Annotated in this window: 27 protein-coding genes and 1 pseudogene; 14 read left to right on the top strand and 14 right to left on the bottom strand. The window is 74.7% G+C overall.

All coding sequences use genetic code 11. From position 1 onward, the window contains the following. Positions 1-90: 90 nt before the first annotated feature. The 4 genes from DMP15_RS01500 to DMP15_RS01485 are packed head-to-tail and all read left to right on the top strand — an operon-like array spanning position 91 to position 2,661. Complete coding sequence (locus DMP15_RS01500) at positions 91-834, top strand: DsbA family protein (protein ID WP_073575661.1); 744 nt, start codon at positions 91-93, stop codon at positions 832-834. Beyond that, positions 831-1,691, top strand: a complete 861-nt coding sequence (locus DMP15_RS01495; protein ID WP_073575662.1) for a cytochrome c biogenesis CcdA family protein — start codon at positions 831-833, stop codon at positions 1,689-1,691. The genes DMP15_RS01500 and DMP15_RS01495 overlap by 4 nt, the downstream gene beginning before the upstream one ends. Beyond that, a complete protein-coding gene (locus DMP15_RS01490) occupies positions 1,688-2,161 on the top strand; it encodes a hypothetical protein (protein WP_202417529.1) in 474 nt (157 codons plus the stop codon). Before DMP15_RS01495 ends, DMP15_RS01490 begins: the two co-directional genes overlap by 4 nt. Then, positions 2,158-2,661, top strand: a complete 504-nt coding sequence (locus DMP15_RS01485; RefSeq protein WP_304580119.1) for a L,D-transpeptidase — start codon at positions 2,158-2,160, stop codon at positions 2,659-2,661. Before DMP15_RS01490 ends, DMP15_RS01485 begins: the two co-directional genes overlap by 4 nt. A gap of 4 nt (positions 2,662-2,665) precedes the next feature. Here DMP15_RS01485 and DMP15_RS01480 read toward each other — a convergent pair whose 3' ends face one another. The 4 genes and pseudogenes from DMP15_RS01480 to DMP15_RS01465 all read right to left on the bottom strand — a co-directional run. Then, positions 2,666-3,292 (bottom strand): class I SAM-dependent methyltransferase, encoded by a 627-nt coding sequence (locus tag DMP15_RS01480; protein ID WP_073575663.1) that lies wholly within the window; start codon positions 3,290-3,292, stop codon positions 2,666-2,668. A gap of 74 nt (positions 3,293-3,366) precedes the next feature. After that, positions 3,367-4,242 carry a sulfite exporter TauE/SafE family protein gene (locus DMP15_RS01475; RefSeq protein ID WP_073575664.1) on the bottom strand — a complete coding sequence of 292 codons (876 nt, stop codon included), beginning with the start codon at positions 4,240-4,242 and terminating at the stop codon, positions 3,367-3,369. Positions 4,243-4,246: 4 nt separating this feature from the next. Next, entirely contained in the window at positions 4,247-5,629 is a 1,383-nt protein-coding gene (locus DMP15_RS01470) for an MBL fold metallo-hydrolase (RefSeq protein ID WP_073575665.1), read from the bottom strand. Positions 5,630-5,704: 75 nt separating this feature from the next. After that, positions 5,705-5,968, bottom strand: a pseudogene (locus DMP15_RS01465) (hypothetical protein); the annotation flags it as partial. A gap of 581 nt (positions 5,969-6,549) precedes the next feature. Here DMP15_RS01465 and DMP15_RS01460 point away from each other — a divergent pair. From DMP15_RS01460 to DMP15_RS01445, 4 genes are all read left to right on the top strand, one after another. Next, the gene (locus DMP15_RS01460; protein ID WP_337825372.1) at positions 6,550-6,747 is read left to right on the top strand and encodes a hypothetical protein; all 198 of its coding nucleotides are present in this window, start codon (positions 6,550-6,552) and stop codon (positions 6,745-6,747) included. Positions 6,748-6,937: 190 nt separating this feature from the next. Next, positions 6,938-7,747, top strand: a complete 810-nt coding sequence (locus DMP15_RS01455) for a GntR family transcriptional regulator (RefSeq protein WP_083658624.1) — start codon at positions 6,938-6,940, stop codon at positions 7,745-7,747. Continuing rightward, positions 7,744-8,085, top strand: coding sequence for a rhodanese-like domain-containing protein (locus DMP15_RS01450; RefSeq protein ID WP_073575666.1), 342 nt, complete (start codon positions 7,744-7,746; stop codon positions 8,083-8,085). Before DMP15_RS01455 ends, DMP15_RS01450 begins: the two co-directional genes overlap by 4 nt. Further along, a complete protein-coding gene (locus DMP15_RS01445) occupies positions 8,082-8,951 on the top strand; it encodes a sulfite exporter TauE/SafE family protein (protein WP_073575667.1) in 870 nt (289 codons plus the stop codon). Before DMP15_RS01450 ends, DMP15_RS01445 begins: the two co-directional genes overlap by 4 nt. Positions 8,952-9,081: 130 nt before the next feature. Here DMP15_RS01445 and DMP15_RS01440 read toward each other — a convergent pair whose 3' ends face one another. Next, entirely contained in the window at positions 9,082-10,251 is a 1,170-nt protein-coding gene (locus DMP15_RS01440; RefSeq protein ID WP_337825371.1) for a TDT family transporter, read from the bottom strand. Between the two features lie 71 nt (positions 10,252-10,322). Here DMP15_RS01440 and DMP15_RS01435 point away from each other — a divergent pair, with 71 nt between their 5' ends. After that, positions 10,323-11,213 carry a LysR family transcriptional regulator gene (locus DMP15_RS01435; protein ID WP_337825370.1) on the top strand — a complete coding sequence of 297 codons (891 nt, stop codon included), beginning with the start codon at positions 10,323-10,325 and terminating at the stop codon, positions 11,211-11,213. Positions 11,214-11,297: 84 nt separating this feature from the next. Then, positions 11,298-11,465, top strand: a complete 168-nt coding sequence (locus DMP15_RS01430; RefSeq protein WP_167410012.1) for a hypothetical protein — start codon at positions 11,298-11,300, stop codon at positions 11,463-11,465. Between the two features lie 126 nt (positions 11,466-11,591). On the opposite strand, the gene DMP15_RS01425 is transcribed toward DMP15_RS01430, so the two are convergent. The 5 genes from DMP15_RS01425 to DMP15_RS01405 all read right to left on the bottom strand — a co-directional run bounded on the left by DMP15_RS01425 (position 11,592) and on the right by DMP15_RS01405 (position 18,426). Continuing rightward, positions 11,592-11,990: a group I truncated hemoglobin gene (locus tag DMP15_RS01425; RefSeq protein ID WP_337825369.1), complete on the bottom strand. Its 399-nt coding sequence runs from the start codon at positions 11,988-11,990 to the stop codon at positions 11,592-11,594. A gap of 93 nt (positions 11,991-12,083) precedes the next feature. Continuing rightward, positions 12,084-16,556, bottom strand: a complete 4,473-nt coding sequence (locus DMP15_RS01420; protein WP_337825368.1) for a Pls/PosA family non-ribosomal peptide synthetase — start codon at positions 16,554-16,556, stop codon at positions 12,084-12,086. A gap of 120 nt (positions 16,557-16,676) precedes the next feature. Continuing rightward, entirely contained in the window at positions 16,677-17,393 is a 717-nt protein-coding gene (locus DMP15_RS01415; protein WP_083658626.1) for a hypothetical protein, read from the bottom strand. After that, positions 17,390-17,977 (bottom strand): DUF7002 family protein, encoded by a 588-nt coding sequence (locus DMP15_RS01410; protein WP_435827767.1) that lies wholly within the window; start codon positions 17,975-17,977, stop codon positions 17,390-17,392. The genes DMP15_RS01415 and DMP15_RS01410 overlap by 4 nt, the downstream gene beginning before the upstream one ends. 38 nt (positions 17,978-18,015) lie before the next feature. Then, positions 18,016-18,426 carry an STAS domain-containing protein gene (locus tag DMP15_RS01405; protein WP_083658628.1) on the bottom strand — a complete coding sequence of 137 codons (411 nt, stop codon included), beginning with the start codon at positions 18,424-18,426 and terminating at the stop codon, positions 18,016-18,018. Between the two features lie 225 nt (positions 18,427-18,651). Here DMP15_RS01405 and DMP15_RS01400 point away from each other — a divergent pair, with 225 nt between their 5' ends. From DMP15_RS01400 to DMP15_RS01390, 3 genes are read left to right on the top strand one after another with little or no spacing between them, the layout of a single operon-like run. Beyond that, positions 18,652-19,896, top strand: coding sequence for a hypothetical protein (locus DMP15_RS01400; protein WP_073575677.1), 1,245 nt, complete (start codon positions 18,652-18,654; stop codon positions 19,894-19,896). A 47-nt stretch (positions 19,897-19,943) separates the two neighbouring features. Beyond that, positions 19,944-20,891 carry an NADP-dependent oxidoreductase gene (locus tag DMP15_RS01395; RefSeq protein WP_073575679.1) on the top strand — a complete coding sequence of 316 codons (948 nt, stop codon included), beginning with the start codon at positions 19,944-19,946 and terminating at the stop codon, positions 20,889-20,891. Between the two features lie 55 nt (positions 20,892-20,946). Beyond that, on the top strand, positions 20,947-21,903 hold the full coding sequence (locus DMP15_RS01390) for a TIGR03557 family F420-dependent LLM class oxidoreductase (protein WP_073575680.1): 957 nt from the start codon (positions 20,947-20,949) through the stop codon (positions 21,901-21,903). Between the two features lie 12 nt (positions 21,904-21,915). Here DMP15_RS01390 and DMP15_RS01385 read toward each other — a convergent pair whose 3' ends face one another. The 4 genes from DMP15_RS01385 to DMP15_RS01370 all read right to left on the bottom strand — a co-directional run bounded on the left by DMP15_RS01385 (position 21,916) and on the right by DMP15_RS01370 (position 24,536). Next, a complete protein-coding gene (locus DMP15_RS01385) occupies positions 21,916-22,785 on the bottom strand; it encodes a hypothetical protein (protein WP_073575681.1) in 870 nt (289 codons plus the stop codon). Next, on the bottom strand, positions 22,782-23,660 hold the full coding sequence (locus tag DMP15_RS01380) for an ATP-binding cassette domain-containing protein (RefSeq protein ID WP_073575682.1): 879 nt from the start codon (positions 23,658-23,660) through the stop codon (positions 22,782-22,784). The genes DMP15_RS01385 and DMP15_RS01380 overlap by 4 nt, the downstream gene beginning before the upstream one ends. After that, positions 23,657-24,049, bottom strand: a complete 393-nt coding sequence (locus DMP15_RS01375) for a GntR family transcriptional regulator (protein ID WP_073575683.1) — start codon at positions 24,047-24,049, stop codon at positions 23,657-23,659. Before DMP15_RS01375 ends, DMP15_RS01380 begins: the two co-directional genes overlap by 4 nt. 127 nt (positions 24,050-24,176) lie before the next feature. Then, positions 24,177-24,536: a hypothetical protein gene (locus tag DMP15_RS01370; RefSeq protein WP_073575684.1), complete on the bottom strand. Its 360-nt coding sequence runs from the start codon at positions 24,534-24,536 to the stop codon at positions 24,177-24,179. Positions 24,537-24,660: 124 nt separating this feature from the next. On the opposite strand from DMP15_RS01370, the gene DMP15_RS01365 reads away from it, so the two are divergent. Beyond that, entirely contained in the window at positions 24,661-25,641 is a 981-nt protein-coding gene (locus tag DMP15_RS01365) for a zinc-dependent alcohol dehydrogenase family protein (RefSeq protein WP_073575685.1), read from the top strand. The last annotated feature ends 5 nt before the right edge of the window (positions 25,642-25,646 follow it).

The raw sequence follows: 25,646 nt of genomic DNA, 5'->3' as shown, positions 1-25,646 counted from the left end.
GGGTCTGCCGCCCCCATTGACCGGACATTCGCACCGATCTACTACCGTGTTCGTAGACAGCTACTACTCGGATAGTAGAAAGGGGCCGGCATGGGACGCACGACCGGCAATCTGGAGCGCCGGGGACGGCAGCGGGACGTGACGATCGTCGTCGTCCTCGTCGTGCTGGCCCTGGGGCTGATCGGCTACCTCGTTCTCGGGGCCACCGGTGGCGACGACGCCGCCCCGCCCGCGACGCCGGGGCAGTCGGCCGACACCGGACAGCCGGCCATCGGCCCGCTGGGCGACATCGCCCGTCGCGAGGAGGGGGATCCCGCCGCGCTCGGCCGCACCGACGCCCCGGTGGTGATGGTCGCCTTCTCCGACTACCGCTGCCCGTTCTGCGCGAAGTTCAGCCGGGACACCGAGCAGCAGCTCGTGGACGAGTACGTGCAGGACGGCAGTCTGCGCATCGAGTGGCGCGACTTCCCGATCTTCGGGCCGGAGTCCACGCTGGCCGCCCAGGCCGGTCGGGCCGCGGCGATGCAGGGCCGGTTCTGGGAGTTCAACAGGGCGGTCTTCGCCGACAGCCCGGAGCGTGCCCACCCGGACCTGCCCGAGGACACGCTCGTCGCCTACGCCGAGAGGGTCGGTGTCCCCGACATCGCGAAGTTCCGGACCGACATGCACGGGCCCGAGGCGGCGCAGGCGGTGCAGCGCGACCTCGACGAGGGGTCGGCGCTCGGGGTGCCCAGCACCCCGGCCTTCGTCGTGAACGGGCACCCGGTCATGGGGGCCCAGCCCGTCGCCGAGTTCCGGGCGCAGATCGACCAGGCGCTGGCGGCCGCGCGGTGAGCAGTATCGGCCTGCCGGCGGCCTTCCTGGGCGGGCTGCTCTCCCTGGTCAGCCCGTGCGCGGCGCTGCTGCTGCCGTCGTTCTTCGCCTATGCCTTCGACCGCGTCGGTACCCTGATCGGCCGCACGCTGACCTTCCTGGCAGGCCTGCTCGTGGTGCTCGTGCCGCTCGGCGCCGGGGTGGCCCTGGTCGGGGACCTGCTGACCCGCTACCGCGGCCTCGTCACGATCCTCGGGGGGCTGCTCCTGATCGTGTTCGGGGTTCTCGCCGTCCTCGGCATCGGGTTCGCCAGCTCCTCTGCGGCCCGGGCCGCAGGGCGGATCCGGATCTCGGGCCCGTTGTCGACCTTCGCGCTGGGCACGGTCTACGGACTGGCCGGGTTCTGCGCCGGGCCACTGCTCGGCAGCGTCCTGACGGTCGCCGCGATCGGGGCCGAGCCGGGCTACGGCGCGGCGCTGCTCGCAGCCTACGCGGTGGGGATGGCCGCCCCGCTGTTCGTGCTGGCCCTGCTCTGGGACCGCTTCGGGCTGGGGCGCAGGCCGTGGCTGCGCGGTCGTGAGATCGCCCTCGGTCCGTTGCGCACCCACACGACGAGCCTGGTCTCGGGGCTGCTCTTCATCGGCATCGGGATGCTGTTCCTGCTGACCGACGGGACCGCCGGGATCATCGCGCCCACCACCGTCGACCAGCAGGCCGACGCCCAGCTCGCGATCCGCGACCTGGTCGGCGGGGTGCCGGACGCCGTCGTCCTGCTCGCGATCGTCCTGCTCGCGCTGGTCGTCGCGGTGGTCAGGCTGCTGCGCTCCCGTCGCGGCGCCGGCACCGCCGCCGAGCGGGACCACGAGGAGGTCCGGTGAACGCGCTCGACGCACTGCGCGCCTGGACCGTCCGGCACTGGACCGTCGCCACGGTGTCCGCGGTCGCGACGGCCGTGGTCATGGCGGTCCCGACGGCCGTGCTGCCGAACCCGTGGTTCTGGCGTGAGGTCCCGGCCCCGGCCTGGGCCTACCCGGTCCTCGCGCTGGTCGCGATCCTGTCCGGGCTGGTCGCGGCCACCTACGTCCGGAGCCCCGACGGGCCCGGCGGCCGCCGCGCCTCGGCGGGCGCGCTGCTCGGCTTCTTCGCCGTCGGCTGCCCGGTCTGCAACAAGCTCGTCCTGCTGGTGCTCGGCTACGCCGGGGCCATGACGTGGTTCGAACCGGTCCAGCCGTTCCTGGCGGTGCTGGCGGTGGCCGGTATGGGCGCGGCGCTGCGGGCCCGGCTGCGCGGGGCGCTGGCCTGCCCGGTGCCCGTGGCGACACCCCGGTCCCCGGAGGAGATCCCGTGAACACCCTGCTGCGTCGTGCCCTGACCGTCGTCGTCACCGGGGGCGTCCTCGTAGGAGGCGCCGGTCTCGCGTCCGCCGCCGGCGACGCGTCCGAGGCGCCGGCGCCCCCGGCGAGCACGGCGACACCGTCCGGTGCCGCTGTCCCCGGCACCCCGTGCACCGCGTCGGCCGATGCCTGCGTCGACCTGGCCTCGCACACGGCGTGGCTGCTCGACGACGGCGAGGTGACCCGGACGGTCCCGTTCCTCGACGGCGACCCGCGCAGTCCCACACCCGTGGGGACGTTCGCGGTCGACTGGAAGGCGCAGAACCACCACAGCCGCGAGTTCGACGCGGACATGCCGTTCTCGGTGTTCTTCGCCCCGGGCGGCATCGCCTTCCACGAGGGGTCGCTCGAACGGCCGTCCGCCGGGTGCGTGCACCTCGGGAAGCCGGACGCGGTCGCGTTCTTCGACGCGCTCGAGGTCGGTGACCAGGTCCAGGTCCGCCGCCCGTCCTGAGCCGTCAGGCCCGGGTCGCGGTCAGCTGGACCATCGCCCCGATCGGTCCCCACGACGGCGTGGCCGGGAACCGCTCGACGGTGCCGGGCACGAACCCGGCGGCGGTGACCGCGGCCTCGGTGTCACGGTCGAGCCGGCACCCCGCCGCCATGCGTTCCCAGAGCGGGGCCAGTCGCCGTCGCCAGGTCGCGGGCCGGCCGTGCCCGACGACGTGCTCGATCGCGACCAGCCGCCCGCCCGGGCGCAGTACCCGGTGCGCCTCGGCCAGTGCCCGCGCCGGGTCGGGGACGGTGCAGAGCACGAGGGTGAAGACGACCGCGTCGACCGAGCCGTCGGCGGCCGGCAGCGCATCGGCGCCCGCCCCGCTCACCGTGAGCGGGACGGCGCAGGACCCGGCCCGGTCGCGCAGCCGGCGGCGCATGGCCGGATCGGGCTCGAGGGCGATGACCTCGTCGGCGTCACGGTAGTGCGGCAGGTTGGCGCCGGTACCCGCGCCGACGTCGAGGACGCGGCCGGTCAGGCCGCCGACCAGCGCCGCCCGGCGCGGGCCGAGAACCCGGCGTTCGACGGGGTCGAGGACGCGGTCGTACAGTGCGGCGAAGACGCGGTGTCCACCGGTGGGCACGGACATCTGCGAAGGGTAGCGGTTCCGGGCATCCTCCCGACGAATGACCGGTCATTGGTGCCGTCCGGCGGCGGCAGGTCTCAGGCCGGGCCGGGACGCCCGACCCGCCGCAGCGGACAGCTCGCGACCCACGCGGCGCAGCCCGCCATCGACACCGCGACGGCGGCCAGGGCGAGCAGACCCGGCACCCGGATCGCGTCGGGCGCCTGCTGGACCAGTACGAACGCTCCCATCGCGAGGACGAACCAGCCGAACCCACGCCGCAGGACGTCGGCCGGGATGCGGTCGACCAGCCGGGCGCCGACGAGGCTGCCGAGCACCGCCGCGACGGTGATCGCGCCGACGAGGGTCCAGTCGAGCGAGACGGTGGTCAGGTAGCCGGCCAGGCCCGCGAGGGACTTGAGCGCGATGACCAGCAGCGACGTTCCGACCGCGATCCCGATCGGGAGTCCGCCCAGCAGTGCGAGAGCCGGGACGACCAGGAACCCGCCGCCGGCTCCCACGAGACCCGTCACGAGTCCGACGACGGCACCGTCGAGCAGGACCCGGGCGACCGGGAGCTCGCGGTGTTGCTCCGCCGGATCGATCTCCCGGCGGCCCCGGAGCATCGCCACGGCGGTCGTCGTCATCATGAGGGCGAACGCGAGCAGCAGGACCTGTGCGGGCAGCCGGGCGCCGACGAGCCCGCCGGCGAACGCGCCGGCCATGCCCGCGACCCCGAAGATCAGGCCCGTCCGCCAGCGCACGCGTCCTGTACGGGCGTGCCCGGCCGCGCCGACCGCGGCGGTCACCCCGACGACGACCAGTGACGCCGCGATGGCCTCGCGGGCGTCGAGCCCGGCCAGGTAGACCAGCAGCGGCACCATGAGGATCGAGCCGCCGCCGCCGAGGAGACCCAGCGACAGGCCGACCACGACCGAGAGCGTCAGGGTCAGGGTCAGGGCGACGGTGGTCACGACGTCACCTCGTCCCCGCCGGGGCGACGATCGGCAGGCCGGCGGGCTCGGCGTTGCCGAAGGCATCGTCGATCGCGACGACCTCGATCCCGCGGGCGTCGAGCAGCCCGGCCACGACGGCGGCCCGGTACCCACCGGCGCAGTGCACCCAGACCGGCCCGGCCGGGACCTCGTCGAGCCGGTCGAGGACCTCGTGGATCGGGATTCCGACCGAGCCCTCGACGAATCCGTCCGCCCGCTCGGGGTTCCGGCGGACGTCCAGCACCGACGGGCGCGTACCACGGTCGTACTCGGCCGCGAGGTCGGCGAAGGTGGCCTGACGGAAGCTGCGCAGCGGGGTCGGTCCGGTCCAGTCCTCGGGCTTGCCGGTGGCCACGGCCGCGGGCCGGTCGATCCCGATCCGGACCAGCTCGCGCTGGGCGTCGGCCACGTCGGCCGGGCTCTCGCCCAGCAGAGTCACCGGGGTCCCCCACGGCATGAGCCAGCCGAGGTAGGTCACGAACTGCCCGCCGAGACCGATGTTCACCGTCCCCGCGACGTGTCCCGCCGCGAACGCGGTCCCGGTGCGCAGGTCGACGACCCACTCGCCCGCGTCGATGCGACGTCGCAGCTCGGCGGGGTCGGCCTCGGCCGGGGTGGAGAGGTCGATCTCGTCCGGGCCCGCGGAGTTCGCGGGGCCCATGTGGGCGTAGTACGCGGGGAACGCGTCGAGCCCGGCCAGCAGCTCGCGGACCCACTCGTCCTGCTCGCGGGTCAGCGCGGGGTTGGCCGCCTTCTCCGCGCCGATGGTGCTCGCGGTGCCGGTGGCCTGGGTGGCGGAGCAGAAGCTGCCGAAGCCGTGGGTCGGGAAGATCTCCGTCGCGTCGGGCAGCTCCGCGGCGAGCCGCCGCGCGGAGTGCCACTGGGCGTGGGCGAGCGTGTCGGTGTGGTCGGGTCCCAGCAGGTCGGGACGGCCGGTGGAGCCGTACAGGAGCGATCCGCCGGTGAACACGACCGTCGGCTCGGCGCCGGGCACGGAGCCGTCGGAGACGGCGAACGACAGGTGGGTGTGGGTGTGTCCCGGGGTGTGGAGGACCCGGACGTGCATCGTGCCTACCTCGACGACCTGACCGTCGCGGACGCCGACGCGCTCGAAGGAGACCGGGTCGTCCGCGTTCAGGAGGTACTGCGCTCCGGTCGCTCGGGCCAGCTGGACACCACCGGTGACGTAGTCGTTGTGGATGTGGGACTCGAACACGTGGGTGATCCGGACGCCCGCCTCGTCGGCGGCGGCGCGGATCCGGTCGTGGTCGCGCTGGGGATCGACGACGAGGGCGACCTCGCCGTCGTGCGCCAGGTAGCTGCGGTCGCCCAGACCGGGCGTCTCGACGGTCAGAACGGTGATCATGTCGGGTTCCGGTCCTCTCTCGGAGACGGCGGCCCCGTCGGCCGCTGATACCCCTGGGGGTACGTTCGCTCAACTTCACCAAATGAACGTACATTCCTGCTGCACAGTGTGACGTGTCCCATTCGCCCGGAACAGAGGGGAGTCCTCCGGTATCCCCGCCCCGCCGCCCGTGTGGGTTGCCTCGGCCCGTGCCCGGGGCGCGAGGTGCGGGTAGTGCAGATCGAACGCCGGCCGTTCGGACCGGATGCGCGGCAGCTCGTGGACGTTGTGTCACGGTGGCGGGCGGGTCGTCGGCCACTCCGGCGAGTTGGCGAACCCCCACGGGTCGTCGGCGTGGACCTGCCGGCACGACCTGACCGGCCACCTCGGCGAACCGGCCGCCGAGGCCCACGTTGACCGAGCGCGGGAGGTGTGCGGCGGCGAAGTCCTGCGGATCGCTGGTGTCGAGCAACACGGCGCCGCCGCGGACCAGGTCGTCGGCCTGCGACAGCGACAGCGCCGGGACCCGCGAGGTCTCGTCGAGCACCGGCCGGGACTCGCGGTAGCGCTGCGCGGCGTGCGCGACGTACATCGGCGCCACCGACCGGCCCTCGGTCACGGTGGCGACGAAGGCGCTCTCGTCCACCGGTTAAAATGATCGTACATTTATGCCACCGTACGCCGAGGGGTGGTGGGTCGCTCCCGGCGAGCCGGGCTGTTGCGTGGCGCGTGCCCGCGTGGTGTCGTGGTCCCTGTGTGCCCCACAGCTCCGTCGGTCGATCGCGGCTTCGTCGTGTGCCTGATCGCCACCGACCAGCTGTCGGTCGACGACCGTCACTGTCGTCGGGGAGTCCGGGCGGCCCGGTAGGACCGGCGCCGCTCCTTCAGTCCCGACCCACCGGAATCCCGGAGCGACCGTGCGCACATCCGTCCGTCCTGACATGTCCCGCCCCGTGGCGGCCGCCTTCGACGGCGAGCCCGCTGCCGCTCGCCCGTCTCCGGCGGAGGCGCCGCCGCCCGTGGACGCGCCGGGCGACAGGGGTCCCAACGGTCACCCCGAGGGTGGTGCCCGCCCCGGCCTGCTGGGCCGGGTGGCGGTGGCGGTGCGGGCCGCGCACCGGGCCGGCGTGCCGTTCTGACGCCCGTCCGGGTCGACGTCCGGTAGGGCCCCGGACCGGCCCCGGCCGGGTCCTGTTCCGACCGGCCTCACGTGCCGGTCGGCATCCGGCCGGCGGCTCCTCGTGCACGGTCCCGATGGCGCCATCGACGTGGTGTGCGGCACGGCCGGGGGACTTGCCCGACGGGGTTAAATGACCGTACATTCAAGGGGTGTCCGACACCGAGACCGATGCCCCCGGCCCCGCCGTCATCCGGCGCGAGCCCGGCCGCCTCCTCTGGGAGCAGCTGCTCGACGACCTGCGGCGCCGCCTCGACGTGGACGCGTTCACCGACGGTTTCCCCGGCGAGCTGGCGCTCGTGGAGGAGTACGGGGTCAGCCGGCACACCGTGCGGCAGGCGGTCAAGGTACTGCGCGACGAGGGCCGTGTCGTCGGGACGCGCGGACGCCCGTCGCGTCAGGCCGAGCCGGTGGAGATCGCCCAGCGGCTCGGCGCCCTCTACAGCCTGCACGAGTCCGTCCGCGCGATGGGACTCGAGCAGCAGAGCGTCGTGCGAGCGCTGGACACCCGCGCCGACGGCGTGATCGCCGCCCGGCTCGGGCTCGAGGAGTCCACCCCCCTGGTGCACCTCGAGCGCCTGCGCTTCGCCGGCGGCGACCCACTCGCTCTGGACCGCGTGTGGCTCCCGCACGACCTCGCCGCCCCGCTGCTGACGGCGGATTTCACCACCGGCGCGCTCTACGAGCGTTACGCCGAGCTGTGCGGGGTCGTCCTCACCGGCGGTGAGGAGACCATCCAGCCCATCCTGCCCACCCCCGCCGAGCACCGGTTGCTGGGCGGCAGCCCGTCCACCGCCGCGTTCTCGGTCCGGCGACTCGGCTGCGCCAAGGGTCGCCCGGTGGAGTGGCGCCAGACCCTCGTCCGCGGCGACCGGTTCGTCCTGCGTGCTGACTTCTCCACCAAGGACGGCTACCAGCTCGACCTGCTCGGCTCCCCCGACCGGAAGGACCCACGACGATGACCACGCCCGACCAGATCCCGCAGACCGACTCGGTGGACGCCCGTGAGCTCGCGGCCGGCGGTGCCCTGCTCCTCGACGTCCGTGAGCCGGCAGAGTGGAGCGCCGGGCACATCGAGGGCGCGGTGCACACCCCACTCGGCGAGCTGGACCCGATGGCGTTCGACCGGGACCGGATGGTCGTGGCCGTCTGCCGCTCCGGGAACCGGTCCGGCAAGGCCGCCGCGGCGCTGGCCGACGCCGGCGTCGACGTCCGGAACCTGGCCGGCGGCATGACGGCCTGGTCCGAGGCCGGCCTCCCGTGCGTCGACGACGACGGTGAACCCGGGACCGTCGCGTGACCGGCGTCCTGGCCGGAGCGCTGGGCCTGGTCGTCGGGCTCGTCATCGGGACCCTCGGCGGCGGTGGCGGCGTGCTCGCCGTGCCCGCGCTGGTCTACGCGCTCGGCCAGGACGCCCGCACCGCCACCACCGGCAGCATCGTCATCGTCGGCATCATCGCCGCCGTCGGCGTCCTGGCCCGGCTTCGAGGGCGCACGATCGACTGGCGGACCGGTGTCGGGTTCGGGATCGTCGGCGTGCCCACCGCCTGGGCGGGGTCGCTGCTCAACCGTGCCGTGCCCCAGCCCGTCCTGCTGCTGTCCTTCGCGGCCCTCACCCTCGCCATCGCCGTGCTGATGCTGGTCAAGGGCGGGGCGTCGGCGCAGCAGGCCGACGGCGCGGCGGTTGCGGAGGCCGGCGCCGCGGCCGGAGCGGAGCCGGCGTCCCGCACCGCCGGGGGCCCGGGGACGGCCGGCGCGACCGCCGTCCTCGCGGCCCCCGCGCGACGGTCGGTGGCCCGCCGTGTCGGCAAGATCGTCGCGGCCGGCTCGGTGGTCGGCTTCCTGACCGGGTTCCTCGGGGTCGGCGGCGGGTTCCTCGTCGTCCCGGCCCTGACCATGCTCATGGGCCTGTCGATGCCCGCGGCGATCGGCACCTCGCTGCTCGTGCTCACCTTCAACTCGATCAGCTCGCTGGGCGCCCGGGTCGGGCACCTCGACCTGGACTGGGCGGTCATCGGGCCGTTCGCCGCGGTCGCAGTGCTCGGCGCGCTCGGCGGCAAGCTCGTCGCCGACCGGATGTCGGGCGCGGCGCTCAACCGGACGTTCGCCGGGCTGCTCGTCGTCGTCGGGCTGTTCGTCGGGGTGCAGAGCCTGCTCGCCCTCTGACGGCCCCCGGGACCGCGCCGTTGTGGCTCTCCGGCCCCGCCGGGTGCTCCCAGGGGAACTCTCGTTGCCCTAGAAGCCCCGATGGTTCCCCTGGGAGCAGCCGGCGGGGTGGCGGGAAGGGGGGCAGTGGTCAGGACGCGGGGGCGAGCAGGTGCCCGCGGACCAGCGCACCGTGCGCGGTCCGGGCCGCGACCACGGCCCACGCCGCGACGAGCAGCCCGTAGAGCGCCACCGCCACCACGGCGAGCGCCGGTGTCCCCAGCCGGGCCGCGAGCAGGTTCGTCCCGGTCACGCAGGTGCCGAGGGGGAAGGTGAAGCTCCACCAGGTCAGCGCGAACGGCAGTCCGCGCCGTGCCGTCCGGACGGTCACCGCGGCCGCCAGCGCCATCCACAGCATCGCGAACCCCCAGGCCGGCACGCCGTAGAGCACGGCGAACACGGCGGTGCCGCTCGCGAACGGCTCCGGCAGCGTGCCCGGTGCGACGTTCGCCAGCAGACCCGCCGCGGTGACCGACTGGCCGAGCGGGCCGAGGACGATCCACAGGGTGGGGACGGTCGCGGCCGGGCCGGTCCCGTGCACGACCAGCCGGTTCCAGATCTGCGGGAGCAGCGCGAGCGTCGCGAACAGGCTCATCCCGAACAGCGCGTAGCAGGCGAGCAGCAGCGTCGCCCGGCCCGGCCCCGGGGCGAGGTGGGCGACGAGCAGGGCGCCGTCGGCCGCCGACACCATCGGCGGCACGGCCGGCATCAGCCAGCCGCCGAACGCGGCGTCCGGGCCGATCTCGTGGCGGGTGATCATCAGGTAGGGCACGCCGACGGCGGTGACCAGGCCGAACGCGGTGCCGGCCAGCCACAGCGTCCAGCTCGTGGCGAGTGCGGCCGTGGCACCGAGGACCGGGATCCCGAACTGGACGGCACCGGCACCGACGGTCATCAGGGCCATCGCGACGGCGCCGTAGAACTGCACGGCGACCGGATCGGCCGCGTGCCCGCGGGCCCGGGCGGGGAAGCGCAGGCGGTGCACCGCGGTCGCCACGACCAGCACGACGAGCAGGACCGAGGCCAGCCCCCACGCCGCGGTGCCCCAGGCCGTCAGGACGGGCGAGCGCAGCGGCAGCGTGGCGACCGCGCCGCCGACGATCCCGGTGCCCATCACCGACGCGAACCAGTTGGGTCCCAGCGACGAGACGGCGTCGCCGGGGCGGTCGAGGTCGCGCAGCAACCCGATCCGGGCGAGCGCGTGCGGCCGCCGGGGCAGGGCCCCGACCTCGGCTGCGGGGCGGTCCAGGTAGGTCGTCATGGTCCCCACGGTGCGCGCGGCAGGCGCCGGACGGTACCCGTCGCCGAGTTGCGGAGTCATAAGCTGTGGTTGTGGCTCTGTCTCCGCGTGTGGCCGACCTCGTGCCCTACGACCTGTTGGTCTCCGTCGCGACCCTGGGGAGCATGGGCAGGGCTGCCGTGGATCACGGCGTCTCCCAGGCCGCGGTCAGCGCCCGGATCAGGAGCCTGGAGTCCGCGCTCGGGCTGACCCTGCTGGAGCGGTCCCCGCGAGGCACCCGGCTCACCCCGGACGGCGCGCTGGTGGTGGAGCGGGCCCGGGCCGCGCTCGACGCCGCGCACGCCCTCGACGAGGGGGTCGCCGCCCTGCGGACGGACCGCGCGGCCCGGCTGCGGGTGGCGGCCAGCGTCACGGTCGCCGAGTACCTCCTGCCACGCTGGCTGGTCGCGCTGCGGGCGGAGCTGCCCGGCACCGCCGTCGCCCTGACCTCGCACAACACGGCCGAGGTGGTCGACGACGTCCGCTCCGGGGACGCCGACCTCGGCTTCGTCGAGGGGCCCGAGCTGCCCGCCGACCTCGACGGCCAGGTCGTCGCGCGGGACCGGCTGGTGCTCGTCGTCGCCCCGGACCACCGGTGGGCGGGGCGCCGGGCGGTGGACGCGTCCCGGCTGGCGTCGACCCCGCTGGTGGCCCGGGAGCCCGGGTCGGGCACCCGCGACTTCCTGGAGCGCGCGCTGGGCGCCCTGGCCCCGCCGGTGCTGGAGCTGGGGTCGACGACGGCGATCAAGAACGCTGTCGCCGGCGGGGCGGGCCCCGCGGTGATCAGCGGCCTCGCCGTCGCGGCCGAGGTCACGGCGGGGACGCTGCGGGCGGTGCCGGTGCGCGGGGCGGACCTGCAGCGACGGCTGCGGGCGGCCTGGCGCCGCGGCCGGGCACCGTCGGGCCCGGCGCTGGTGCTGGTGCGGATCGCGTCACGACGCTGATCCCGGACATGCGCGACGGCGTATCCTCGAAGGTACTCCCGGGGGTATCCAGTCGACCGGGACCGATGCGAGGAGACGATCGCGATGTGCCGACGCGCCACCTGCCGGAACTGCGGCATGGTCACCTGGCAGGGCTGCGGGCAGCACGTGGACCAGGTCATGGCCGGTGTGCGGCCGGCCGAGCGCTGTCGCTGCGCGCCGGCCGAGCGCTCCGGCGGGGGCCTGCTCGCGAGGTTGTTCGGCCGGTCCTGAGCGGGACCTCCGGCCCGACGATCGTCAGGCCGTGCGCGGCGGCGTCGGCGAGGTACTCCCTCCTCACCGGCGACACGCGGTGAGCGGATCCCACCGGCGCCCGTCGGCGCCGGCGGGACGGGCGGGTCAGGCGGCCTTCGGTCGCTGCTCCACGACCTCGGACCGGTAGCTCTCGATGATCTCCACGAATTCGGTGTGCTCCGGAGTGGGCACCTCGCAGGAGTTCAGCGTCGCGGAGATCTCCAGCGCGACGGCGTCGAACTGTTCGTCGGTGATCTTCAGCGTCTCGTGCGCGGTGACCATGTCCATGCCCGGGTAGCACCGCGGGCCGCCTGCGGCCTGCACCGACCACGCCGTGACCGGGAACGTGTAGCCGGGGGCGTTCGCCGGGTCGCCGTGGTGGGCGTGCACTCCTTCGTTCGCATCGACCGGGGCGTTCGCGAAGAGCCGGTCGACCAGGATGTCGACCGTCCCGGTGATCGCGTAGATGCCGCCGAGGCGGTCGTACAGGGACTGTTCGGACATGACGACGCTCCCACTCCGTTGTCGGGACCCGATCACAATCCCGGGCGGTGCGGGTGCCGTCAATAGTGCACAACCGGTTTCCCGGCCGTACAGTCAGTCGTCGACCGCGTGCTGCCCGTGTCCCGGGCCGTACCCGGCCAGCGACGGGACCTGGGCCCGCAACCCGGCGGGCAGGTGCCGGGCCAGGTCGTCACGGGTGTCCGCGCCGAGGCTGCGGGCCAGGGTGTCGAGCACCGCGACCGAGGCGTTGGTGGCCCAGGCGACGTCGTGCAGCTCCAGGTACTGCTGCACCCGCGACAGGAACACCTCCTCGGTGAACGGCTGGGGCAGCACGGGCACGGCCGACACCGGGACCGCGGGCTCCGCCGGCGCGCGGTGGTCGGGCACCGGGGCGTCGTCCGCCTCCGGCTCGGCGGGGTTCCCGCCCCAGCGCTCACCCGGGGCCACCTGCTCGCCCTTCATCAGGAACGAGTCGGCGGCCAGCGTCGCGCCGTCGCCGATGTCGGTGGAGTAGTGCACGAACGCCCGCACGCCGACGGCCACGCCGTCGCCGACCCGGATCCGGCCGGACTCGAAGCGGCCGTCCTCCAGCGAGTGGCACTGCAGGACCGACCCGGAGTTGAGCACGACGTCGTCGCCGAGGGAGACCAGGCTCTTCTCCGGCAGGGCGGCGCCGTCGTCGAAGACGCGCTTCCCGGCGCTCAGACCGGCCAGGCGGTTGCGCCACACGAGCAGCGGGGTCCCGGCCAGCACCGGCCGGACGTAGAGCTTCCAGAGCCGCTCGTGGAACCAGAAGTAGCGGTCGTAGATGGATGCGGTGCGCGGCTGCAGGCCGCGGAAGCCGAGCGTCGCGCGCTCCAGCAGCGCCGACCACACCATGAGCAGCAGCGGGCCGAGGAACACGGCCGGGCCGAGGGCCCACAGGCCCCACGCCGGCCAGAGCGCCACCGAGATCCCGAGCGGGACCAGCGCGACCGCGACGCCGAGGGCCCGCAGCAGCACCGTGACGACGAGGGTCGAGGCGTTGTAGCGGTTCTTGGAGCGCAGCCGGCGGGCCAGCTCCTCGTCGGTCGCCGGGTGGTTCGGGTGCGGCCCCGCGCCGGTGCGCGGGATCTCCATCGGCGGTGAGCCGAGCAGGCCCACCCCGGTCCGCACCGGCCCGTCCACCGGGACCATGACCTTGGTCGCGAGCAGCACGTCGTCGCCGATCCGGGCGTCCGGGGGCAGGTGCACGTCGTTGCCGACGAAGTTGTCCCGGCCCAGCCGCACCGGACGGATCCGGAACGAGTCGTGCGACAGCTCGGTGTTCATCATCCGCAGGCCGTCGGACACGATCGTCCCGGAGCCGACGCGGGCGTGCCGCGGCGACTCCTGGCGGAGCTGGGTGCCGAAGTTCGACCCCGTCTGACGCAAGTCGTCCAGGTCGTAACCGAGGCCCTTCAGGTAACCGGTGATGAACGAGCTGTCGCCGAGCAGCAGCACCAGGAACCGCGCGTTCGACACGCCGGTCACGATCTGCTGGGCGACGTGGCGCACGCCGTAGAGCGGGAAGGTGCGGTCGACCGGCACGAACAGGGCGGCCAGCCTCGGCAGGGTCAGCACGGCGAGCACGCCCACCAGCAGGGCGGCCACGACCAGCGCCACCACCGCGATCGCGCCGATCAGGAAGAACCACCAGTGTGCGCCCATGTCGGCACCGGTCAGGCCGATCAGCCCGGCCACCTGCGGGGCGAAGCGGGCGAACAGGCCGACGAGCAGCGCGAACACCGCCGTCGCGACGGCCCAGGACAGCCCGGCGAACACCGCCGAGTAGACGACCCGGCGCAGCCGCCCCGCGCCGACGGCGTCGGGCCCGCGGTAGTCCGAGCCGGAGGGGCCGGCGGGCGAGCCGTGCCAGACCTCGCCGGCGGGGACGGTGACACCGGGGCGCAGCGCCGAGGCGTGGCCCAGCTGCGACCCGTCCTGCATCCAGGTCCGGATGTCGAGCACGGCGGCCTCGCCGACCACGCAGTCGTCGCCGACGCCGACCGGGCCGAACTCCAGCGCACCGGGCACGGCCCGGTAGCCCTGCAGCGACGCCTCCGGGTGCACGATCGTGCGGGCGCCGACCCGGACGAGGTCGGTGGCGACCGGGACGGCCCCGAACAGGGCGCTGCCGCGCCCGATCCGCGCGCCGAGCAGCCGCAGCCAGGCGGTGTACAGCGGGGTGCCGACGGCCAGCGCCATCGGGTTGGTCCGGATCAGCGTCGAGACGACCCAGAACCGCAGGTGGGCGGCGCCCCACAGGGGCACGGTCCGTTCGCGGAAGCGGCCGACGAGCGTCCACTTGGCGAGCACCGGCAGCAGCACGACGGCGACGAGTACCCCCGCGGTCCACAGCGCGGCCCGGCCGGTGAGCGACACCGCGTCGGGGGCAGTGGAGATCCAGCGGTAGCCGAGGACCAGCACCGCGGCGGCGGCGAACCCGGAGGCGAGCAGGAACAGCAGCTGCGCGGCCCCGGTCAGCGTGTGCGCCACCGGGCGGGCGCGCACCGGCTCGACCGGCTCCGCGGCCACGGTCGGCACGACGTCGCCGAGCGCGGCGGCGAGCCGGCGCACGGTGGGGTGGCGGTAGACGTCGCGTGCGGACACCGACGGCAGGTCGTCGCGACGGCGCACGGCGGCGGCGAACCCGGCCAGCAGCAGCGAGGTGGCGCCGAGCTCGTCGAAGAAGTCGGCCTCGACCGAGATCTCGGCGGGCTCGACCCGCAGCACGGTGGCGAGCTCGGCGACCAGGCCGCGCTCGACGTCGGTCGCCGGGCCCACGACCGGGCCGGTCGCGGCCACGCGGCTGCCGGTCGGCGCGGGCAGGTTCTTGCGGTCCGCCTTGTCGCTGGTCGTCATCGGGATGAGCTCGAGGTGCTCGAGGTAGGGGGGCACCATGTAGGACGGCAGCCGGTCCTGCAGGCGGGCCCGCAGGTCGGTCGGCGGTTCCGCGCCGCGGACCAGGCTGTAGTAGCCGACGAGCTCCTTCGTGCCGGGCGTCGGCTCGAACGTGTCCACCACGGCCATCGCGACCGAGGGGTGGTCCTGCAGCACGGCCTCGATCTCGGAGAGCTCGATGCGGTAGCCGCGGACCTTGACCTGCAGGTCGATGCGGCCCCGGTACTCGATCTCGCCGTCGGCGTTGATCCGCGTGAGGTCACCGGTGCGGTAGATCAGTCCGGACGGGTTGTTCGGCAGGTCGACCGGGGCCGGGACGAACACCTCGGCGGTCTTCTCGTCGCGGTTGAGGTAGCCGTCGGCCAGCCCCACCCCTGCGACGGCCAGCTCCCCGGTCTCGCCGAACGGCAGCACCCTGGTCGGGTCGGTGGTGTCCAGGACGAGGGCGGCGTAGGTCGGCAGCGGCCGTCCGATAGTCACCGGACGGTCCGGGTGGACCTGCGCCATCGTCGCGGTGACGGTGGCCTCGGTGGGGCCGTAGACGTTGAGGAAGCGGCGCTGCGGGGTCCACCAGCGACGGATGAGGTCCTGCGGGCAGGCCTCGCCGGACACGAGCAGGAAGCGCAGGTCGTCGAGGTCCGCCTCGACGGTGGCCAGCAGCGTCGGCACCACGCACATCGCGGTGACGCGGCGCTCGATCAGGAAGTCGTGCAGGTCCTCGCCGACCAGCGACACCCCGGCCGGCTTGGGGACGAGGGTGGCGCCGGTCAGGAACGAGGTCCAGATCTCCTCGACGGAGAAGTCGAAGGCCAGGGTCAGTCCCTGGTACATGCGGTCGTCGGCGCGGACGCCGTACTCGTCGGCGGCGACCCGCACGAAGTTGCAGATCGCCGGGTGTCCGATCACGACGCCCTTGGGCCGGCCGGTGGAGCCGGAGGTGTAGATCAGGTAGGCGGGGTGCTCGCGGCCCGGTGTGCGACGGGTGTCCGGCCCGAGCCGCTCGTCGGAGCAGGCGGCGATGTCGGCGGCCGCCGCACCGGTGACCGAGAGGATCTCGACGTCGCCCCGCACGGGGTCGCCGACCTTCGCCAGCGCGCTGTCGGTGACCAGCAGCAGACCGGCCGCGGAGTCGGAGAGGATGAACGCCACGCGGTCCGCGGGGAAGCCCGCGTCCATCGGGACGAAGGTGGCCCCGGTCTTGAGCACCGCGAGCATGGCGGTGTAGCTCTCCACCGGGTCGTCGAGCAGCAGCCCGACGACGTCGCCGGGGCCGGTGCCGCGCCCGCGCAGGTGCCGGGCGAGACGGTTGGTGCGCCCGTCGAGGTCGCGGTAGGTCAGCGTGGCGTCGCCGGTGTCGACGGCGACGGCGTCCGGGTGGTGGTCGACGGCCTCCTCGAACACCTCGGCGAGCTGCTCGCCGGGCCGGGCCCGGGAGGCCTCCAGGGTCGCCCCGGGGACCAGCACGCGGTGGTCGAGCGGCACGGCGCCGGGGCGGGGGCGGGGGCTCGGTACCGGACGGCGGGTCGGCGAGGGGCGGTACGGCAGGTCCCGGCGGATCACCTGGGGCTGCCCCGGCTGCGTGGCGCGGTCGTCGCCGCCGTCGACCCCACCGGTGAGGGCCGACCGGTTGGACACGTCGGACATGACACCGGCCTACCCCTTCCCGCGGGGACGGAAAGTGCAGGTCGGGGTGGCGATCGTCACTCGCAAAGTGGTGAACCCCGGTCGGGTGGAATACGTAGCCACACGCGGGCTCCGCTGTCGTCACGGCGGCGGCGTCGACCCGTGCACCGTCCGGAACAGGGTGTCGACGAGATCGACCCCCAGGTCATGATCATGGTCGGCCGGGAGGTCGACACCGTGGTCGTGGAACCACGAGGGCGGGGCCTCCGGGTGCGGGCCGACGACACCGACCGCGCCGTCACCGCACCGGGTGACGCAGGCGGCCACCGTGCCGTCGGCGTATGTGGCCAGGATCTCGGTCTCCGCGAGCGCCCGGCGTGTCGGCCGGATCACGCCCCCGTCCTGGAGGTACATCCGCCGTTCGGCTCCACGCCACCGGACCGTGACCAGGGCCGGGTCCGGGGTGGACGGATCGGCCCCCGGGCGGGACCAGTACTCGTCGACGGCGAGGCCGACGAGGTTGAGGAAGCCGCGCTCCACCAGGAACGCTCCCATGCAGACGCCCAGATAGCACCCGCCCCCGTGGACGAACCGGCGGATCGCGCCCTTGTCCGCGCGCAGCCGCCGGAACGCGGACTCGTCGTCGCCGGAGGCACCGGGGTGGGCGAACAGCACCGTGTCCGGGTCGGACAGTGCCTCCCGCAGCGGACGGTCGCCCGCCGGGCCCGCGGTCCGGACGTCGAACCCGTGCCCGCTGCGGCGCAGCAGGTCGGCGACGGCCTCGGTGTCGTCGGTGTGGTCGCCGGCCGACGGCCGGGTCCAGGCGTCGGCGAGCACGACGGCGACCGGCCGGCTCATCCGGAGCGCTCCGGTACGGCCGGGGCGTCCACCAGGTGCGCGAGCAGGTCCCGGACGCCGCCGGGCACGGCCACCTCCACCGGCCGCCACGACGACGGCACCCGCCCCACCGGCAGGAAGGTGTCCGGCCCGCGTCGCCCCTGCGCGAACAGCGCGGCGCCGGAGTTGATCCGGGTCACGAGCACCCGGTCGCCGTGCGCGGCCACCAGGGACGCGGTGTCGACGGTGAGGACGACGTGCTCGGTGTCGGCGTAGCGGGGCAGCGCGTGCAGCCGGCGCAGGCGGGCGGGGTCCGCCCACAGGAACGCGCAGCCGTTGATCCGGCGCAGGTAGTCGGCCACACCGAACCCGGACCCCGGGTCGAGCATCCGTCCCAGGGCTGCCGGGTTGAGCGGGCGCTGGTCACGCAGCCAGGCGATGCCGTGCTCGGGGTGGTGCAGCCGCACCGCCCGCGGGCGACGCGTGGTCAGCAGCCGTTCCCGCTCGTCGCCGGTCACCCCGAACAGGTCGAGCAGCCCCGCGACCGGCAGCAGCCCGTGCGTGGCGATCCCGGGCCACGACGCGGCGGGCGTGGTGTGGAACAGGCGCGGCGCGCGGCGGACGAGATCGTCGGGGTGCAGACTCAGGCCCCCAGGGCCGTGTCGAGATCCGGGTACCAGGTGATGACCTGGTCCAGCCCGGTCATCCGCACCGGCCGGATCACCGCACGGTTGCCCGGGCCGGTGACCCCGTCGAGACGGACCCCGGCCTCACCGGCCGCCCGGGAGGACCGGACCACCGCGGTCAGACCGTGCGACCCGAGGAATCCGACGCCGGACAGGTCCAGCAGCGCCCGCGCCGGTCGCGTCTGGTGGAGCATCTCCGACATCCGGGCCCGGATCGCCTCGGCCTCGGCGAGGTCGACGTCACCGATCACCTCGAGGACGGTCACACCGGGCGCCGGGGTGTGCTCGCGCAGGCTCACCCGGGAGTGCGGCTCCGGCCAGCTGCCCGTGTGGCCGAGCCGCCGGCGGCCGGGCTCGGCCGACGTCACGACGGCCGCCCGGGTTCGGGCACGCCTCGCCCACGACCCCGCCCGCCGGATGGTGCGGGGCCGGATGTCCGGGGACCTACGGCCGAGTTTCCGATGGGCTCACCGTACCGGGCCCCGGGCCGTTGTCCATCGGTCGACCTGCGGGATCCTGTCCGGGGAGAGAGTCTTCACCGGGTGACCATCTCCACATCACCGCGACCCCCGGACCCGGCCGGCGACGGTGCCATGACCGTCGTGCGGCGCGCCCGCGTCCCCGGCCACGACGGCGCCGTCGACATCGTGATGTCCGGCGGCAGGATCCGGTCGGTGGGTGTCCCGGCGCCCGCCGGGGCACCCGGTACCGACGCGGGGGACCGGCTCGTCGTCGGTGGCCTCGTCGACGCGCACCTGCACCTGGACAAGGCGCTCACCGCTGACCGCTGCTCCTGGTCCGGCGGCACCGTCGACGACGCGATGGCCGAGACCGCGGCGATGAAGGCGGACTTCACCGTCGACGACGTCGCCGCCCGCGCCGGGGCCGTCCTGGCGTCCTGCGTCGCGCACGGCACCACCCGGGTGCGGACCCACGTCGAGCTCGACCCGACCGTCGGGCGACGCGGGCTGGAGGGTGTGCTGGCGGCCGCGGCGGACTGGGCCTGGGCCGTCGACGTCGAGGTCTGCGTGTTCGCCCAGGACGGTCTGACCGGCTCGCCGGAGACGGCCCGGCTGCTCGACGAGGCGCTCGGCGGGGCCCGCGCGGCGGGCCGGCGCGCGGTCGTGGGCGGCGCCCCCTACGCCGACGACGACCCCGCGGGCCAGCTGGACCGCGTGTTCGGGCTGGCCGCGGACCACGACGCCGACGTCGACCTGCACCTGGACCTGTTCGACGGCACCGCCGAGGGCGCGCTGATCGGCACGGTGTGCGACCTGACCGAACGGGCCGGGCTCGGCGGCCGGGTCACCGCGGGCCACGGCACGGCCTGGTCGTTCCTGGAGCCCGAGCAGCGCGCCGCGGTGCTGGACCGGTGCGCCGGGACGGGGGTCGGCGTGGTCTCCCTGCCGTCGACGGACCTGTTCCTCACCGGCCGGGAGACCGGCGCCGGGGCGCCGCGCGGGGTCGTCGTGCTGGACCGGCTCGTCGAGCGCGACGCCGCGGCCGCGGTGGCCACGAACAACGTCCGCAACGCCTTCACCCCCTACGGCGACGGCTCCCTGGTCCGGATGGCGAACCTCTACGCCAACCTGACCCACCAGGCGTCGCCGGAGCAGCTGGCGGCCTGCCTGGACCTGGTCGGCCCGCGCGCCGCCCGGGTGCTCGGCACCCCGGCCGCCGCCACCGGGGTCGTCGCGGGGGCCCCGTCCGACCTGGTCTGCCTCGACGCACCCGACCCGGGCACGGCGGTCGCCGCCGTCGCACCGGTCCGCTGGGTGCTGAAGGGCGGTCGCCGGACCGTCACCGGCGCGGCCGTGGAGCTGCACCCACCGGTGTGACCCGGCTCATCGGTGCAGGCAATCGCGCAGCGGGAACGCTGCCCGACATGAGCACACGTGAGGGCAGGGCCGTGCGGTACGACCGCTACGGCGGCGTCGACGAGCTGTACGTGACCGGTGTCGGGTTCGACGACCCCGGTCCGGGTCGTGTGCTGGTCGAGGTGCACGCGGCCGGGATCAACCCGGGCGAGACCGCGCTGCGCGAAGGCGTGTTCGCCGAGTCCTGGCCCAGCACGTTCCCCAGCGGGCAGGGCAGCGACTGGGCCGGGGTCGTCGCGGCGGTCGGGGAGGGCGTCACCGACGTCGAGCCCGGCGACGACGTCTTCGGCTGGACCGACGACCGCGCCTCCCAGGCCACCCACGTCGACGTGCCCGCCGAGCAGGTACTGCGCCGCCCGGCCGGTCTCGACGTCGCGACGGCCGGTGCGCTCTACATCGCCGGGACGGCCGCGGCCGCGTCGGTCGCGTCGGTGGACCCGCAGCCGGGGGAGACGGTCGTCGTCGCCGGTGCCGCGGGCGGGGTGGGGCAGATCGCGGTGCAGCTGCTGACGCTGCGCGACGTGGAGGTCGTCGGGATCGCCTCCGAGCGCAACCACGACCGGCTGCGCGAGCTGGCCGTGACCCCGGTCGCCTACGGGTCCTCGCCCGAGGAGACGCTGGCGAACCTGCGTGCCGCGACGCCGGACCGGGTGCACGCCGTCGTCGACCTCGTCGGCGGCGGCTACGTCGCGCTCGCCCGCGAGCTCGGTGTCGCCCCGGAGCGGATCAACACGATCATCGACTTCGAGGGCGCGCAGGCCCACGGCGCCGCCACCCGGGGCACCGCCGACTCCGCGGGCCGCGACGACCTCGCCGCGCTCGGCGCGCTCGTCGCCGACGGGGCCCTGCAGGTCGCGATCGCGGCCGGCTACCCGCTCGACGGGGTCCGCGAGGCCTACACCGAGCTGGAGAAGCGGCACACCGCGGGGAAGATCGTCCTGCTGCCGCAGGAGTGATCCGACGCATGCCGGGAACCCCACCGGCGCCACCCCCGAGGAGAGGACACCCGTCGTGCAGATCGGCTTCAAGCTCTTCGCCGAGGCCCACACGCCGCAGGAGATGGTCCGCCAGGCCGTCCGGGCGGAGGAGGCCGGTTTCGACTTCGTCGAGATCTCCGACCACTACCACCCGTGGCTCGAGAGCCACGGGCACTCCGGGTTCGCCTGGTCGATCCTCGCCGCGATCGCGATGCGGACCGAGCGGATCGGCCTGGCCACCGGGGTGACCTGCCCGACGATCCGCTACCACCCGGCGATCATCGCCCAGGCCGCCGCAACGACCGCACTGCTGTCCGACGGCCGGTTCACCCTCGGCGTCGGCTCCGGCGAGCAGCTGTCCGAGCACATCACCGGACACCCGTGGCCGGTCGTCGGGGTGCGGCACGCCATGCTCCGCGAGGCGCTGGAGATCATCCGGCTGCTCTGGTCCGGCGGCTACCGCACCTACCGCGGCAACCACCTGTCCATCGAGGACGCGCAGGTGTTCGACCTGCCGGACACACTGCCGGACATCGTCGTCGCCGCGGGCGGGCCGAAGGCGGCGCGGATCGCCGGTGAACTGGGCGACGGCCTCTTCGCCACCGAGCCCCGCACCGACCTGATCGACGCCTACACCGCGGCCGGCGGGACCGGCTCCCGCTGGGCCGAGGTCCCGCTGGCCTACGCCGGCACCGTCGACGCCGCGCTGGAGTCCGCGCACCGGCTGTTCCGGTTCGGCCCGACCGGCTGGAAGATCCAGGCCGAGCTGCCGAACGTGCGCAACTTCGAGGCTGCGACGGCCTTCGTCCGCAGGGAGGACATGGCCGACGCGTTCGGGGCGGGCCCGGACGTCGAGACCCACGTCGCGACGGTGAAGGGCTTCGCCGACGCGGGCTACGACCGGCTCGCACTGATCAGCGCCGGACCGGACGTCGAGGAGTTCTTCAGCTTCTACGAGGGTGAGCTCGCGGGCCGGCTGCGCGCGCTCTGACCCGCAGGCGGCTCACCGGCCCAGTGGCCGGCGCAGTCGTGCGAACAGCCATGCGGCGGCGCCGGCCGCCAGGACCAGGTGCAGCGCGACCTCCGCCCAGTGCAGCGGCCAGCGGTCGGTCGCAGGGTGCACGAGCACGTAGTTCCCGTCGATGCCCGCGGCCCGCAGGCAGGCGACGTCGTCCTGGGTGCAGCCGGTGCCGGACGCACCGCTGCGCAGGCCACCACCGGTCAGGGTGTAGCCGGAGTCGAGACGTTGTTCCCCGGCGCCCGAGGAACCCCCCAGCGGGAGCGGGCCGGTCCGCAGCCGGGGCGCGACCATGTGGCCACGCAGGGCCGTGATCGCCACCTCGGTCACGACGACGGTCGCGAGCGTCAGCACGGACGCGGCCAGGACCCGGCGCAGCAGCAGCCCCGTCAGCACACCGATCGTGAGCGCGGACAGGGTGCGGGCGAGCGGGACGAGCCCGGTCGCGGCGACGGTGCGCGCGTCGTGCCAGGGTTCGGTCGCGGCGAGACCCGCGTACACCGCGGCCGCGGTGACCACGGTCGTGACGGCGACGCCCCCGCCGACGAGCAGGGCCGAGCCCGCCCAGCGACGCCGGGACACGGACTGGGTCAGCAGCAGCACGTGCGTGCCACGCTCCAGGTCACCGGCCAGCAGGGGAGCCCCGAGGAACGCCCCCACCAGGGCCGGTGCCGCGAGCACCAGGTACCCGGCGACGTCCGACACCGGGTTCTCGATCACCCCGAACGGGTCGCGGGCGACGGTGTCGAGTGCGTCCACCGCGGCCAGCACGACGAGCGCCAGGCACAGTGCGACCCCCAGCCCGGCGGTGACGAGCAGCGCGCCGCGGTGGGTGCGCCAGACGACCCACGTCATCGGGACCCCTCCCGCCCGGCGGCCGCGCGGAGATGACCCACGACCACCTCCAGCAACCCCGGGGCGTGCGCCCGCCACCCGGCGGGCGGCTCCGGCCGGCTGCGGCCGCGGACGAGGACGGTCTGCCCGCGACCGTGCACCCGCTGCTCGACGACGGTGTGGTCGTCCGGCCAGCCGGTGTCCCCGGCCGGCCCGTCGAGGATCCGGTGCTCGGCCAGCAGGTCGTCGATGTCGGCGTCGATCAGGACCCGCCCGCGGTCGAGGAACAGCAGCCGGTCGCAGCTGTCCTGCAGGTCCTCGACCTCGTGCGAGGCGAGCACCGCGGTCGCCCCGGTGCCGGCGACGTGCCCGGTGACCGCGGCCAGCACCCGGCGGCGGGTCAGCGGGTCGAGCCCGGCCAGTGGTTCGTCGAGCAGCAGCAGGTCCGGCCCGGGGCCCAGGACCAGCGCGAGCGCGAGCACCGCCCGTTGCCCGCTCGAGAGCGCCGCCGTCCGGCGCTCCGCCGGGAGCTGCCCGGTGAGGTCGGCGACCCGGCGGTCGTCCCAGCGGCCGGGGTTGAGCGCCGCCCCCAGCCGAAGCGTCTCGGCGACGGTGAAGTCGTCGGGCAGCGGCTTCGACGGAGCCAGGTGGCCGACCGCCGGGTGCGGCCCGCCGGTGGGCACCGGTGCACCGAGCACCTCGGCGGTGCCCTCCGTCGGGAGGTCGAGCCCGGCCAGCAGGCCGAGCAGCGTGGACTTCCCGGCGCCGGGGGCGCCCGTCAGGGCGACGACGGAGCCGGGCTCGACGGTGAGCGAGCAGTCGCGCAGCGCCGGGGTCCCGCCGAAGCGGCGGCCGAGCCCGGAGGTGCGCACCGCATCGGTCGTGGCGGTGGTCATGCGTCTCCTCGGTCGTAGTGCCGGTCGAGGGCTGCACGCACCAGCGCGTCGGCCTCCTCCCGGGACAGCCCGGTCGTGACGGCGCGGGCCGCCCAGTCCTCGAGCTCGGCCCGTAGCGGCGAGTTCGTGGCGGGCTCCGAGGCCGTGGCGTCGGGGCGGACGAAGGTCCCGACACCGCGCTTCGCCTCGACCAGCCCGTCCCGCTCCAGCTCCCGGTAGGCCTTGAGCACGGTGTTCGGGTTGATCGCGGTGGCCTCGACGACCTCACGGGCCGTCGGCAGCCGGTCCCCGGCCCGCAGCGTGCCCAGCAGCAGCGCCTCCCGCGTCTGCCGGACGATCTGTGCGTACGCAGCCACCCCGGAGCGCCGGTCGATCCGGTACTCGATCACCGGTGCCTCCTCTCCGGACGGTGGTGCCACATCATGCGGGCCGGGTGCCGATCCCCCACCGGCACCCGGCCCGGCGGACGGCCGGCGCTCCCCGGATCCCCTCCGTCCGGGGAGCGCCGACCGTGGCTCAGGCGATGATCCCGCAGCTCAGTCGCGTCTCCTCGGTGGCGGGCCGGACGTCGCAGTAGGTGCGCAGATCCGGGTTGAGCAGTGTCCGCTCGCCGATGGTCACCCCGTTCTCGCTGACCACGATCCGCTCGTAGCCGCCGCCCTCGGTCGGGATGTCGCTCCGGCCTCCGGCGGGAAGCGTGAAGGAGTACCCGCTCCCGTGGGGGCCCAGGACCGTCACGTCCACCGGTCCGTGGCCCGACGTGACCGTCAGGGGTGTCGGGTCGATGGTGACCGGGTCGGCGAGCGCGGTGCCGGTGGCGCCGCCCATCGCGATCGCGGCGGCCAGGAACCCGATGATCGTGCGTCGTGCGTGCATGTCGTGTCTCCCCCTCGGGGTCGCCTGATTCCTACTTTCACTAGTTAACTAGTGAAATCAGGGAAGCGCAACCCCTCCGGTCGGAGGGGGCGGCGCGTGTCCGGCGGGCGGCAGGGTGGCGGCCATGAACAGGGTCGTTCGCTTCACCGAGCTCGGCGGTCCCGAGGTGCTGACGGTCGTCGAGGAGCCGGTGCCGCAGCCGGGGCCGGGGGAGGCCGTCGTCGCCGTCGAGGCGATCGGGCTGAACCGGGCCGAGTCGATGTTCCGGCGCGGTGAGTACATCGAGCCGACCCGGCTCCCGGCCGGTCTGGGCTACGAGGCTGCGGGCACCGTCGCCGCCGTCGGCGCGGGCGTGGACCGCTGGTCGGCGGGGGACCCGGTGAGCATCGTCCCGGCGTTCTCGATGAACGACCACACCGTCTACGGCGACCATGCCCTCGTCCCGGCCCGCGCCCTGGTCCCGCGGCCGGTGGACGCGGTGACCGGGGCCGCGACCTGGATGCCGTTCCTCGTCGCCTACGCCGGGCTGCTCGAACCGCGCGTCCTGCAGCCGGGCGACCACGTGCTGGTCACGGCGGCGTCGTCGAGCGTGGGGCTGGCGGCGATCGCGACCGCGAACCGGATCGGCGCCGTCCCGATCGCCACCAGCCGCAGCCGCGCCAAGGCGCAGGCGCTGCTCGACGCCGGGGCCGCACACGTCGTCGCCACCGGGGAGGAGGACCTGGTCGCGCGCTGCCGGGAGATCACCGGCGGGCGGGGCCTGGACGTCGTGTTCGACGCCGTCGCCGGACCCGCCGTCGAGACGATGGCCGACGCGGTCCGCCCGGACGGCACGATCGTCATCCACGGCAGGCTCTCCGGTGAACCGACGATCTTCCCGACGGCGACGCTGCCCGACCTCGTCGTCCGCTCGTTCACCCTGTTCGCGATGACCCGCGATGCCGAACGCCTGCGCCGGGCGGCCGCGTTCGTCGCCGCGGGGATGCGCGGTGGGGACTTCGCCCCACAGGTGGACCGGGTGTTCGACGGGCTCGACCAGGTCGTCGCCGCGCACGAGCACCTGGAGTCCAACGCCCAGGTCGGGAAGATCGTCCTGCGGCCCTGACCGGG

The sequence above is a fragment of the Pseudonocardia sp. UM4_GMWB1 genome, assembly GCF_017312155.1.
GTDB classification, from domain to species: domain Bacteria; phylum Actinomycetota; class Actinomycetes; order Mycobacteriales; family Pseudonocardiaceae; genus Pseudonocardia; species Pseudonocardia alni.
The sequence above is the reverse complement of the archived record's forward strand: the minus strand, read 5'-3'. Positions and strand labels throughout refer to the sequence as shown.